We start from the raw sequence: 12891 nt of genomic DNA, 5'->3' as shown, positions 1-12891 counted from the left end.
ACGCGGCGCCGCCGACTTCGGGCCCGCCATGGACCCCTTCTCGGCCTGGCTCATCCACCTCTCCCTGCTCGCCGTCGCTACCGACTCAAGCCTGTGGCCTCGGGCAGAGGAACGTCGAGGAACGCCCGGCCGGGGCTCTGTCAGCCCGTTCCTGAGCCGCCCTGGTGCACCTGCACGGTGGGTTCGACGCCGCGGGCGTCGACGACCTCGCGCCATGCGTCCAAGCCGGCCTGGAAGGCGACGATTCCGGCCTCCGGGAGGGCGATCTCGATTGCTTCGAGGATTTCCTGCGAGGTGACACCGAGGTCCAGGGCTACCCGGATGTGGCTCTGGATGTGTCCTTTGCCTGCTCTCATCACGGTCAGGCTCAGGATGAAGAGCAGTTCCTTGGTTCGAGGGTCCAGGGCGCGAGGAGCGAGATAGGCGGCCCGCACCAGGGCGTTGGTCGCCTGCAGCACCTCGAAGTCGTGCTGGGCCATGACCTTGTGGTAGTCGAGAACGTACCCGCGTTCTCGGGCCATCGCGTCGATGTATTGCTGCGCGTTGTTCGGGGTCTGGGCGTCGGTGGACATGGTTCTCCTGGGCACGAGTGCTGTTCGGTCGCCGCTTCCGCTTTGCGGCGCAGGTGTTCAGGACGGCAGGGCGGGCGTGAGGATCCTGTTGGACTGACGCACCAGCAGGTCTCTCACCTGGGCGCGGAATGCCGCGAAGTCGGGATCGTTGGCGAGCTCGGCACGCTTCTTGAGTCGGTCGTCCAGCCCTTCGTAGCCCCACAGGTAGACCAGCGTGTTCAGCTCCCCCACCTCGGTGACGTAGAAGCCGAGCAGGTTCCCGAGGATACGCACCTGGGGTTCGCGGCCGTACTCGTCCCACAGCTGGGCGTACTTCGCAGCCGCCCCGGGTCTGACCAGATAGTTGCGTTCCTCGATGATCACGACGCACCCCCGTCGGCCAGGACGGCCGCCGGCCGGGGCGGCTTCTCGTCGTGCGCGTCCGGCTGCCGCCGGGGGGACAGCAGCCGCTCGAAGTCGCCGCTCATGCCCGCGAGTTCCGCGGTGTCGGCCATGGCCGCCACATAGCGGTCGGGACGGATCACGGCCACGGTGCCGGACTGAGCGGCGAACCATTTCCGCAAGGCGCCGTCGAGGTCCTCCACGACGACCGAATCAGTGCCTGAGCGGAGGCGCTCGGCGCGCGAACGCCCTGAACGGGACTCGACGATGGTGACGTAGCGAGTGCCGATCCTGTCCCAGAAGGCACGGGACTCGGGGTCCAGGTGCACCAGGGGGTCGGTTCCGTACCCGACGAGGGTGAACCACTCACCGAGCATGTCGTCGAGCGGTACCGACCGCCCGTCCGCCGTCTCCACGTTCGGCTGGACGATCATCCGGCCGACAGCCGAGTCCTTGGCCACGGGCCGCCGGCTGTGCAGCACGACGCCCTCCGTGTAGCGGGGCATCGGTTTGAATCGCATCTCCAGAAGCCAGTCGCGCACCTGTGGCGCCACCGTGAGACCGCGGAGCAGAACGTCGCGGGTGCGTGCCGCCCAGGTGCTGGTCGACGAGAGCACGCGGCCAAGGGTGTCCGACAGTCCGACCATCGCCTTGGCGTGCTCGCGTCGCTCGGTGTCGTACGTGGACAGGATCCGCGGGTGCGCCCGGCCCGTCACCACGGCGGCGAGCTTCCAGGCGACGTTGGTGGCGTCCCGGATTCCGGTGTTCATGCCCTGACCGGCCCACGGGGGCATCAGATGGGCCGCGTCGCCCACCAGGCAGATCCGGCCTTCGAGGAAGCGGGCGGCGACGCGCGAGTGGTGGGTGTAGACGCGGGCCCGGACGATGTTGAGCGCCGTCGGGTCGGGCACATGGCCGGCGAGCAGCTCATGTACCTTCTCGGGCTGGAGCATCGCCTCGGCGTCCTCGCCGGGGAAGAGCATGAACTCCCAGCGCCGGTAGTCGTAGGGCAGGTCCACGCAGACGTACGGCCGTTTCGGATCACAGTGCAGGCCGGTGTAGGGGGCGTCGAGCGGATCGTTGTCGCACTCGATCACCACCCACTTGCGTGGATGGGTGTCCCCGACCAGGGGGATCCCCAGGTGGGTGCGGATCGTGCTGCGGCCGCCGTCCGCGGCGACCACGTACTGGGCACGCACCAGCACCTTCTCACCGGCGGGACCTCTCACATCGAGGCGCACCTCGGTGCCGTCCTGCTCCAGCCGGACGAGTTCGTGGCCCAGCATCGGCCTGATCTGCGGGTAGCGTTCCAGGCCCGCGCGCAGCGTGGCCTCGGCCAGCTGCTGCATGAAGATGTTCCGGCGGGGCCAGCCATATTCGTTGGTGGTGGGCCGGATGTCGGCGAAGCACCGGCCGTCCGCTCCGAACATCTTGAGCGGGACGTTGCGGACCGCGTCGGCGAGCATCTCCTCCGCGAGCCCGATGCCCTGGAAGCTGCGTAGGCATTCGTCGTCCATGCCGACGGCGCGGGGGTAGTCGATGATCTCGGTGCTGCGGTCGATGAGCAGGGCCTGTACTCCGTACAGGCCAAGGTAGTTGGCGACTGTGGCGCCGCAGGGTCCGGCACCGACGACGGCCACCTCGGTACGGATCTCGGCAGGTTCGCTCATGGGTTGACCTCCGGATCGGTCAGGAACTGTGCGATCTGGTGGTGGAACAGATCCGGGGCGTCGTCGTGGACGTAGTGGCCCGCGCCGGGAATCTCCACCGCCCGCACCCGGGGGTTGCGCGCGGTCATGGCCTCGGCGGTGGCCGCGGGCAGGAAGTCGGACGCACCGCCGCGGATGACCAGGGTCGGGCAGCGCAGCCCGTCCACGTGGGGCCACAGGTCCACCTGGCGGGCAGGATCGGAATTCAGGCGGGCCTTCGCGATGCCCGGCATGTCGAACTTCCACAGCCATCGACCGCAGGTGCCCGGTCGCAGCGTGTTGTTGAGCCGGGATTCCAGAGCCGCCTCGGAGATGCCGGGACGGAGCGTGCGCCAGTAGGTACGAGCGGCTTCGAAGTGGGGGAACTCCGCAGGGATGGCGTCCATTTCGCGCTTGATGCGCTCGGCTCCCTCCCCGGAGATCGACGAACCGGGGCCGATGTCCTCGACGATCAGCGCGGTGACCCGATCGGGGTGGCGGGCCGCGTAGACGTAGGAAGTGGTACCGCCCATCGAGTGGCCCAGCAGGATGAAGCGCTCCAGGCCCAGTCGGTCGGCGAACTGCTCCAGATCGCTGACGTACGCGGAGGTGTAGTACTCGCCCTGCGGGTCCCAGTCGCTGTCCCCCCGGCCGCGGGCGTCCACGGCGAGGATGCGGTGGCTGCCGGCGAGGTGGGCGGCCAGCGGGGCGAAGGTGCGGGCGTAGCTGCGCAGGCCGTGCAGCATGACGATGACGGGCCGGCCGGGCTCGCCCCACTCGACGTAGTGGGCACGCAGGCCGTTCAGCGTGATGAAGCGGTCCTTGCCGGTTGCGCCGGCGCCGGCGGCCGACGGGCCGTTGCCCGTCGCCTCGCCCCTGCCGTGGGTGCCGCTGTCCATCTCAGTGCAGCCCGTCCTGGCCCTGGATCTCGTCGGCCTTGATGCCCCCGAGTCGTGCGTGCAGCCGCCCGCGGGTGGCGACGGCGAAGATGACGACGACCTCGTCCGGACCGGGTGTGTCGGTGAAGCCGACCGTGACGGTGTCGTAGTGGGAGCGGACGTAGAGGGCGTCCTTGTGGGCCAGCGGCACGTCGATCACGGTCCCGGGCGCGCCGCGCTTGCCGGTCGAGGGCACCCACGACTTCCCGCCGCCGACGGACTCGCGAACCGGGTCGGCGAAGACCGCGGTCAGAAAGGCGTTGCCGTGTTCGTACTCGCCGTTGACGCCGACCAGGCACGCCTTCCCGTAACTCTCGACGGCCAGGCCGCCCGCGGCCTCGGTGATACGGCGGCCGAACTCCTCGCCCAGCTTGGGGGAGTCGCCGACGATGTCGTCCAGGTTCTCGCTGAACCGGCCGGCATAGGGGTTGTGGACGGCGGCGGCGATGACGATCTTGCGCACCGGTTCGCCGTCGGCGTGGACTCCGGTCTCGTTGGCGAGGGTCTCCTCGACCTGAGTGAACCACTTACGGATGTGGTAACCGGCGAAGTTCGGCTGGGGCACGGCGTTCTCCATGAGGTAGGAGGTGGGGCGGGGGTGTTCAGCTGTGGAGGGGTTCGACCTCGATCGGGTCGCTGGGGGCGCCGTAGAGGCCGAGGATGCGCTTGCCCTCCTCGTCGTCGGTGACGGTCTCGTGGAAGAACTCGAAGCGGTTGCCGTCCGGGTCGGTGAAGTACAGCCCGAAGCCCACCTTGTGGTCCGTGGTCTTCACCACGGGCACGCCCTTGGCCAGCAGCATTCCGTACAGCCGGCGCCATTCGTCCAGGCTGCCGTCGACCTCCAGGCCGTAGTGCTGCAGGCCGATGCCGCTCATCGCCGCGCCTTCCTCGGCACGGATGAGGGCGATGTCGTGGTGCTTCTTGCCGAAGGACAGGAACACCCACTGCGGGCCCCGTGCGGTGACCTCCATGCCGAGCACGTCCTCGTACCAGGGGGCGGATGCCTCGGGGTCGCGGACGAACAGCGACAGGTGCGTGCGCACCACCCTCGGCTTGAGGTCGCGCACGCTCTCGTCACGGATCGGTGTCGGCTGCTGGTGTTCTTCCAGCGCGCGTTCGTCGGGGTCGATACCGGTCTGCGTGGAGTCGTCGGTGCTGCGGTTCATCAGTGTCCCTCCGGGGTTGCGGCGATGGCCGGGGTCCAGGCCACGTCGGTGATCTCGCTGAACTCGCGCCACTCCTTGACCCACGTACGTCCGGCGTCGGTGGAGCGGAACAGATGGCCGTACTTGGTACCGGCGAACGCGACCCGCGCGTCGGCGGGGTGCACGCCGAACGCCCAGACGGTGGAGTTGGCCGGCACGTCGAGCGAGGCTTCCTGCCAGGTCTGCGCGAGGTCGGTGGAGCGGAAGATCCTCGTCAGGGTCCCCGGCGTGGCGTCGCCGATGCCCAGCAGCAGTTCGTTGGTTCCCGGTATCTGCTTGACCAGGCGGGTGTAGTAGATGCCCCATTCCTTGCGGGTGTCCGTGCGGGTCCAGGTCCTGCCGTCGTCCTGGCTCACGAACAGGGCGTTGACGACGACGCACACGATCGTCTTCGGCGGGCCTTCCAAGACCAGGACACAGTGGATGTCGGAGTTGGTGACCCCGTCGGGCAGGCTCGCGGGTGTGCCGTCGACGCGGTCCCAGGTGTCGCCCCGGTCGCGGCTGCGCCAGAGCCCGCCCTCCTCGATGCCGAACCACAGGTTCTTGGGGTCGTAGCGGTCGACGGTCGCGGTGAGAACGCGTGGCTTGCTGACTCCCGCGCAGAACTCGGGGATCTGCGGGGGCAACCGGTCCCAGTTCGCGCCTCCGTCGGCCGTACGGAAGACCGCGGCTCGCGAGGGCGCCCCGGTGCCGGCGATCACGAAGTCCGCGTCGTTCGGGTCGATCGCCAGTGACCAGATGGTCTGGTCGTTCATGGGCGAGTCGACACGGTGCCAGGTGACACCGGCGTCGTCGCTGCGGACGAGGCCCACATCGGCTCCGGCGTAGACCACGTTCGGCTGCTCGGGGTGCACGGCGAGGCAGCGCACGACGGCGTCGAATTCGAGGGCCTGCCCCAGGCCGAGCCGGTACCAGGTCGCGCCGTCGTCGGAGCTGCGCAGCACGCCCTGGCCTGCGGTGGCGACGAGAATGGTTCCTTGCATGAGCTGACTCCTGTCCGGTCAGAGGAAGATGCCGCGGGTGAGACCGCCGTCGATGCCCAGCGACTCACCGGTGATCGCCGCCGCTCGCGGCGAGGCGAGGAAGCAGATGCTCTGGGCCACCTCCTGGGCCTCGAGCACGCGGCGGATGGGGGTGCGGGCGGCGAAGTCGGCCTCGACCTCGGCCGCCGTGATGCCGCGCTTGGCGGCCTCTTTCTCGTACAGCTCGTGAATGTGTTCGGTCTCCACCACGCCGGGATGCACGGTGTTCACGGTGATGCCGTACGGTCCGAGCTGGTCGGACAGGGCCTTGGTCATGTGGACGACGGCAAGGTTGCGCATGCCGGACAGCGCGTGGCTGGAACGTCCCGTCAGCCCGCCGATGTTGACGATCCGGCCGAAGCCGTTCTCCTTCATGTACGGGGTGACGGCCTGGGCACAGCGGAAGTAGCCGACGACCTTCGTGTCGATGTCGGCCAGCAGCAGCTCGGGGTCCGCGTCCTCGACGCCGTTGCGCACCAGACCGGACGGGGCCGCCGCGCCGTTGACGAGGATGTCGACGCGGCCGAGTTCGTCGGCGGCCGCGCGCACCATGTCGCGTACGGACCGGGTGTCGGTGGTGTCCGAACTGATCGGGACCACCCGGCGGCCGGTCTCGGCTGCTATCTCCTTGGCGGTCGCCTCCAGGGCGGGCAGCCGGCGCGCGGTGATCACCACGTCGGCGCCTTCCCTGGCCAGCTCGCGGGTGACGGCTTTGCCGATGCCGAGGCTCCCCCCGGTGACAATGGCGACTCTGCCGGTCAGTTCAAGATCCATCGATCGCTCCGAAGTGATGGGGTGTCAGTCGAGATTGACCCAGACGCTCTTGACCTCGGTGTAGAGATCGAGCACCTTGCGGCCCATTTCGCGGCCCCAGCCGGACTGCTTGAAGCCGCCGAAGGGGGAGGCCGGATCGGTCACGTTGAAGCAGTTGATCCAGACGGTGCCCGCCTGCAGGTCGTCGGCGATGCGGTGGGCGTGTCCGAGGTCGGAGGTCCAGATTCCGGCCGACAGCCCGAAGGGGGTGTCGTTGGCCTTGGTGACGAGGTCGTCCACATCGCTCCAGCGCAACGCGGCCAGCACCGGCCCGAAGATCTCCTCCTGCACGATCCGCATGCCCTGGCCGGCCTCGGCGAAGACCGTCGGTTCGAGGAAATAGCCTCCGTCATAGGGCGACGCCAGTTCGGGTCGCCGGCCTCCCGTGGCAAGGCGGGCGCCTTGCTGCCGACCGGATTCGATGTAGGAGGAGACCGTGTCGTGGTGCCGGGCGGAGACCAGGGGGCCCATCTCGGTGGCCGGATCGCTGCCCGGCCCGATCACGATCTTGCGGGCCTGCTCGGCGACGGCGTCCACCACGTCGTCGTAGATCGCGTCGTGGACGTACAGCCGGGATCCGGCGGTGCACACCTGGCCCTGGTTGAAGAAGATGGCCTGGGCGGCGGCCTCGGCGACGCTCTGCGGGTCCGCGTCGGGCAGCACGATGTTGGGTGACTTGCCGCCGAGTTCGAGGGAGACCTTCTTCAGGTTTCCGGCCGCGGCCCGGATGACGGCCCGGCCGGTCTCCGTCGAGCCGGTGAAAGCGATCTTGTCTACGTCGTCGTGTGCGGCCAGGGCGGCGCCCGCGGCGGCGCCGCCGGTGACCACGTTGACCACACCGTCGGGCAGGCCCGACTCGGTCAGGATCTCGGCCAGTCGGAGCGTGGACAGCGGAGTCTCCGCGGCCGGCTTCAGAACGACGGTGCAGCCCATGGCCAGTGCGGGGGCCAGCTTCCAGCAGGCCATCGACATGGGGAAGTTCCACGGAACGATCAGGCCGACCACACCGACCGGCTGGTGGGTGGTGTAGTTCAGCACCCGCATTCCGCCCCGGGGGGACACCGGGATCGTGCTGCCTTCGATCTTGCTCGGCCAGCCCGCGAAGTAGCGGAACAGCTTGACGCTGGTACCGACGTCGACGGCACGGGCCACGGAGACGGGCTTGCCGTTGTCACGGGATTCGAGCAGGGCCAGTTCGTCGGCGTTGGCCTCGATGAGGTCGGCGATCCGGTGCAGCAGCAGGCCCCGGTCCATCGGGCTCATGCGCCTCCAGCGAGAGTCCTGGAAGGCACGCCGCGCGGCGGCGACGGCTCGGTCGATGTCGGCGGCATCACCGTCGGAGACCTGGGTGAGTACCGTGCCGGTCGCCGGGTCGAGGGTGTCGAAGGTCCGGCCGGAGACGGCCGGCACCCATGCTCCGCCGACGAGCATCGTGCGCGGAGCGGACAGGTACCGCTGTACCTTCCCTCGGGCTTCGGCCAGATGGGCTTCGGCAGGATCGGTTCCGGGTGCTGGGGGCGGAGCGGTGTCGTGCACGGGGATTCCTCTCACAGGACCATCTCGATGAGCTGGGGGCCGCCGTCGGCCAGTGCCCGCCGCAGCGCGCGGGCCAGTTCGTCGCCCGTCTCGGCCCGTGCGGCCGGGACGCCGTAGCCCCGGGCAAGCCCCATCCAGTCCAGTGCCGGGTCATCCAGGCTGGTCAGAGCGGTGGATGCGGGACCGGCGACGCTCGCGCCATGGCGGGTCAGCTCGGTCTGCAGGATGTTGTACTTGCGGTTCGAAGCGATCAGGGTGACGACGGACGCCTGCTCTCGGGCCATGGTCCACAGCGCCTGGATGGTGTACTGGGCACTGCCGTCGGACTGCAGTGCGATGACCTGACGCTCGGGTGCGGCGATCGCCGCGCCGAGTGCGGCGGGCAGTCCTTGGCCGATCGCCCCTCCGGTGTTGGTCAGTGTGGTGTGGCGCAGAGCGTTCACCGAAGCCGTGAAGAAGGGGTAGCCGCAGGTGCCGCCCTCGACGGAGACGATGGCCTGCTCGGGCAGCAGAGCGGAGACGATCCGACCGATCGTCCCGGGGGTCAGCGAGCCCGTTGGCAGATGAGCGCCGTCCGGCGTGGCAGCCCGGCCCGGGGTGACCACGGGCGCTCCGAGCGCGTCCGCCAAGTCCTCCAGCGCCTGTACGGCGTTGTCGCCCGGCGCCGCGAGCACCTCCACCGATCCGGGCGGGGCCAGCAGGCTGGGAATCCCCTCGTAGCCGAAGTAGGAGACGGGTTCCAGGGCGCCGGCCAGGATGACCGTCCCCGCACCGGCCAGAGCCTTGATCGCCGCTTCGGGGAAGTACGGCAGTCGGTCCAGGTCTGGCAGGCCGCCGCCGCGTTCGGCGGTCGCGGGGAACGTCTCGCTGTAGAGCGTGGCCCCGGTCACGGCGGAGATGCGCTCCGCGGCGCGCTGTCCGTGTTCCGTGAGAGCTCCCGCACCGAGCAGGAGCACGGCTCGTGAACCGCCGCGCAGGCGCTTGGCCAGCCTCTCCACCACGTCGGCCTCGACATGTGCCGGCGCTGGCGCCGTTCGCGGCGAGGTGTCGGCCGGCGTTTCGGTGACGACCTGCTGCTGGAAGTCCACCGGAACGATCAGCGTGGCGCCGCAACCGGGAGGGGTCCGGGCCGCTGCGAGGGCCTCGGCGGTGGCGTGATCCATGTCATCCGCCGAGACGACCGTGCCGACCCACCCGGACACCGGGCGGGCCAGGGAGACGATGTCACTGGTGAGGGGCGCGTCGTAGGCAAGGTGCCAACTGGCGTGATCGCCGACGACGTTGAGGATCGCGGAGTGGGCCCGGCGGGCGTTGTGCAGGTTGGCCGCGCCGTTGGCGAAACCGGGGCCCAGGTGCAGCAGGGTCATGGCCGGCTTTCCGGTGATACGCGCGTACCCGTCGGCCGCGCCGGTGCACACGCCCTCGAACAGACCGAGCACAGGACGTACGGCGGATACCGCGTCGAGCGCCGTCACCAACGGCATCTCCGTGGTACCGGGGTTGGCGAAGCAGACCTCGACACCCTCGGCGGCGGCGGTCTCGACCAGTACGTGTGCGCCGGTCTTGTCCCCGCCCCGATGCGTGGTCATGTCGGTGATCGGATCAGTCATAGGACGGCAGTGCCTCTCGTGATTCGGCCGAGTCCGCCGGCTCAGGCGCAGCGGGCTTGGTACGCGGTCGATCCGGAGCCGGAAAGGGGTGGACGGGGCAGGACAAGTGGACGTGCGGACCGGCGGACGAGCGAGGGAACGAAGGAACGAAGGAGCGAATGTCAGACGCCGGCGTCCGGCGTTCTCGTGGCCTCGGTCGCATCCCGCGGCGAGTCGGTGTCCCCGACGGCGCGGAAGACCTCCAGCAGGCGCCGCTCGGGCGCACGACGGTCGGTGCTCATGATCCTGACGAGCCCACCGTGCCACTGGTGATCGGTCATCCCCGGGTTGTGATCGCTCGACCCGTCCGGCCACATGATCTGAGGGCTTCCCTGGATCGCGACCCGCCCGCTCTCGCGGTAGTCGGCGGCGACGTCCGACCGCACGTTGGATTCCCTCCACAGCTCCATGACCGCTTCGGGATCCAGTGCTGTGGCGCCCGCTGCCAGCTCCAGTGCCCAATAAAGCCCGGCGGCGATGCTGACGTCCACGCTGTTCCGGAAGAACGCCAGGCGCAGCGCGTAGTCGACCTCCTCCGCGGCCACGACGCCGTGGAGACGGCGGGCGGCGGCGACGAGTTCGAACGCGGGGAGAAAGGTCGACGGCCAGGATTCGCCGCGATAGGCGGTGAACAGGTCGGGTTCGTGGCTCGCGAGCGCGGCGGTCTCAGTGGTGACGATCTCGCGCGGAGTGCCGCGGCTGTTCACCCATTCAAGTGGCCAGGCCCGGGGTACGAAAACGACGTCGAGGCCGTGTTCCTGACGGGCCGTCCGCAGGCGGTGGAGCGCGACCAGCGCCCAAGGGCAGTGCAGATCCGACCAGATCTCCACCTGTAGGGCGGCATCGGACGGGCTGTTAAGCGGCGACATGGCGAGCTGCTGCGAGGGCGACCGCGAACCGGGCGAGGCGCGTGCCTTGGAACCGGGCGCATTCCAGGGTCACGTCGTCGGGCATCGTGGACGGGAAGCCCGCGGGCCATGAGGTGCCGTACGGGTTGCCGCCGGCCGCGAACACGACGTCGTCGGTGTATCCCAGCGGGACGATGATGCTGCCCCAGTGGTAGAAGACGTTGTTCAGCGACAGGATGGTCGACTCCTGGCCGCCGTTGCGCTCGGCCGAGGACACGAACGCCGTGACGGGTTTGTCGGCGAGCTTGCCGTCCTGCCACAGGCCGCCGGCCGTGTCGAGGAACTGCTTGAGCTGGGCGGCCGGGGCGCCGTAGCGGGTGGGGGTGCCGAAGGCGTATCCGTCCGCCCACTCCAGGTCCTCCAGCGTGGCCACTTCGACGGCATCGTGCGTGTCGCGTCGATGCTGGGCCCAGGCGGGGTTGGACTCGATGGCCTCCTCCGGGGCGAGCTCGGCGACGCGGCGCAGGCGGACTTCGGCACCCGCTGCGGTGGCGCCGTCCCGGACGGCCTCGGCGAGGCGATGGACCGAGCCGGTCGCGCTGTAGTAGGCGACGAGTATGCGAGCGGTCATGACTGCATGCCTTTCAGGATGTCGCGGTGCGGCTGCGAGGCAGCCCGGGCGATGGGTTTCACAGGACGACCGTCACGGTCTTCTCTTCGGTGTTGGCCTCGATCCCCGCGCGGCCGAGTTCGCGACCGTGGCCGCTGAGTTTCGATCCGCCCCACGGAAGCCGGGGGTCCAGGGGTGACCAGCCGTTGATCGCGACGGCGCCGGCCTGGACGCGCCGTGCCACCGCGTGCGCGCGACTGAGATCGGAGGTCCACAGCGTCGCGGCGAGAGCGAAGTTGCTGTCGTTGGCGAGGGCTACGGCTTCGTCGTCCGTGTCGAAGGACATGATGGTGCCGACGGGTCCGAAGATCTCTTCCCGGGCGATGGTCATGTCGTTGGACGCGTCCGCGAACAGGGTCGGCTCGATGAAGTAGCCGCTGCGGTCCGGTCGCCCGCCGCCGGCGACGAGTCGGGCGCCCTCGTCCCGGCCGATCTGAATGTAGCGGGCGACCCGCTCGCGTTGCCTGGCGTTGATCAGCGCGCCCATCGTGGTGCCCTGATCGAACGGATCGCCCAGCACGGCGGCCTCCGCTCGGGCGACGAGCCTCTCGACGAACTCGCCGTACACCGAGCGTGCGACCAGGATGCGGCTGCCGGCCGCGCAGACCTGGCCCTGATTGGCGAAGATCCCGACGGCCACGCCGTCGGCGGCCGCGTCGAGGTCGGCGTCGGCGAAGACGATCTGCGGGCTCTTGCCGCCGAGCTCCAGCGTCGTGGGGCGAAAGCCCTTGGCCGCCGCGAGCGCGACGATGTGCCCGGTTTCCGGGCTGCCGGTGAAAGAGATCTTGTTCACTCCGGGGTGTTCGATCAGCAGGTTGCCCGTTGTCGCGCCCCTGCCGGGAAGAACACTGAACGCGCCCGGCGGGAACCCGGCCTCGTCGATGAGCTGCGCGAGCAGCAACGACGTCAGGGGCGCGTCCTCCGGCGGCTTCAGAACGACGGCGCAGCCGGCGGCCAGGGCGGGCGCGACCTTCCAGGACCCGATCATCGTGGGTGAGTTCCACGGCGTGATGGCCGCGACGACGCCGATCGGCTGGCGGACCGTGTAGCTCAAGGTCTGGCGGCCCATGTATCCCGGAGTCGGGATCGTGCGCCCCTCGATCTTGTCCGCCCACCCGGCGTAGTGCCGGAAGGTCTGCACGGCCTGCGGCAGGTCGATCACGCGAGGCTCGATACCGGGCTTGCCGACTTCGAGCGACTCCAGGTTCGCGAAGTCCTCCGTGCGCGAATCGAGCAGGTCCGCCAGCCGGCCCAGCAGCACACCGCGCGCAGCGCCGTCCAGTCGGCCCCACTCACCGTCGTCCAGTGCGGAGTGCCCGGCGGACACCGCGAGGTCGACGGTCTCGGCGTCGGCCTCGGTGACCGACGCCAGAACCCGTTCGGTGACCGGGTCGACCACTTCGAAGGCCGCGGCCCTCCCGGACGTATCCCATGTTCCCGCCACATACGGAACCGAGGGCACCGTACTGGCCAGCTCTTCCGCCTCTGCACGCTTCGACATGTACGATTACCGTTCTACTGGACGATAGTCGGACGGTACGTGGGTTGGTGCGAGCAGTCAATGCTCGT

Annotated in this window: 13 protein-coding genes; all 13 read right to left on the bottom strand. The window is 69.4% G+C overall.

Annotated elements, in window-relative coordinates:
• Nucleotides 1-140 precede the first annotated feature (140 nt).
• Nucleotides 141-572, bottom strand: a complete 432-nt coding sequence (locus tag C3488_RS20580; protein ID WP_103841485.1) for a carboxymuconolactone decarboxylase family protein — start codon at nt 570-572, stop codon at nt 141-143.
• A gap of 57 nt (nt 573-629) precedes the next feature.
• The gene (locus C3488_RS20575) at nt 630-935 is read right to left on the bottom strand and encodes an NIPSNAP family protein (protein WP_103841483.1); all 306 of its coding nucleotides are present in this window, start codon (nt 933-935) and stop codon (nt 630-632) included.
• Entirely contained in the window at nt 932-2623 is a 1692-nt protein-coding gene (locus C3488_RS20570; protein ID WP_103841481.1) for a bifunctional 3-(3-hydroxy-phenyl)propionate/3-hydroxycinnamic acid hydroxylase, read from the bottom strand. Before C3488_RS20570 ends, C3488_RS20575 begins: the two co-directional genes overlap by 4 nt.
• On the bottom strand, nt 2620-3540 hold the full coding sequence (locus tag C3488_RS20565) for an alpha/beta fold hydrolase (RefSeq protein ID WP_103841479.1): 921 nt from the start codon (nt 3538-3540) through the stop codon (nt 2620-2622). The genes C3488_RS20570 and C3488_RS20565 overlap by 4 nt, the downstream gene beginning before the upstream one ends.
• 1 nt (nt 3541) lies before the next feature.
• Nucleotides 3542-4144, bottom strand: a complete 603-nt coding sequence (locus C3488_RS20560; RefSeq protein WP_258053540.1) for an amino acid synthesis family protein — start codon at nt 4142-4144, stop codon at nt 3542-3544.
• Nucleotides 4145-4181: 37 nt separating this feature from the next.
• Complete coding sequence (locus tag C3488_RS20555) at nt 4182-4745, bottom strand: VOC family protein (RefSeq protein ID WP_103841475.1); 564 nt, start codon at nt 4743-4745, stop codon at nt 4182-4184.
• The gene (locus C3488_RS20550) at nt 4745-5767 is read right to left on the bottom strand and encodes a glycosyl hydrolase (protein WP_103841473.1); all 1023 of its coding nucleotides are present in this window, start codon (nt 5765-5767) and stop codon (nt 4745-4747) included. Before C3488_RS20550 ends, C3488_RS20555 begins: the two co-directional genes overlap by 1 nt.
• A gap of 18 nt (nt 5768-5785) precedes the next feature.
• Nucleotides 5786-6580: an SDR family NAD(P)-dependent oxidoreductase gene (locus C3488_RS20545; protein ID WP_103841471.1), complete on the bottom strand. Its 795-nt coding sequence runs from the start codon at nt 6578-6580 to the stop codon at nt 5786-5788.
• 24 nt (nt 6581-6604) lie between these two features.
• Nucleotides 6605-8155 (bottom strand): aldehyde dehydrogenase family protein, encoded by a 1551-nt coding sequence (locus tag C3488_RS20540; RefSeq protein WP_308460683.1) that lies wholly within the window; start codon nt 8153-8155, stop codon nt 6605-6607.
• 11 nt (nt 8156-8166) lie between these two features.
• The gene (locus C3488_RS20535; protein WP_103841526.1) at nt 8167-9744 is read right to left on the bottom strand and encodes an acetolactate synthase large subunit; all 1578 of its coding nucleotides are present in this window, start codon (nt 9742-9744) and stop codon (nt 8167-8169) included.
• A 182-nt stretch (nt 9745-9926) separates the two neighbouring features.
• The gene (locus C3488_RS20530) at nt 9927-10673 is read right to left on the bottom strand and encodes a DsbA family protein (protein WP_103841467.1); all 747 of its coding nucleotides are present in this window, start codon (nt 10671-10673) and stop codon (nt 9927-9929) included.
• Complete coding sequence (gene wrbA / locus C3488_RS20525) at nt 10660-11283, bottom strand: NAD(P)H:quinone oxidoreductase (protein WP_103841465.1); 624 nt, start codon at nt 11281-11283, stop codon at nt 10660-10662. The genes C3488_RS20530 and wrbA overlap by 14 nt, the downstream gene beginning before the upstream one ends.
• A gap of 58 nt (nt 11284-11341) precedes the next feature.
• Entirely contained in the window at nt 11342-12823 is a 1482-nt protein-coding gene (locus C3488_RS20520; RefSeq protein ID WP_103841463.1) for an aldehyde dehydrogenase family protein, read from the bottom strand.
• Between the last annotated feature and the right edge of the window lie 68 nt (nt 12824-12891).

Origin of the sequence: Streptomyces sp. Ru72 (assembly GCF_002920635.1) — a bacterium.
Classification (GTDB): Bacteria; Actinomycetota; Actinomycetes; order Streptomycetales; family Streptomycetaceae; genus Streptomyces.
This window is presented reverse-complemented; position numbering and strand designations above follow the sequence as displayed.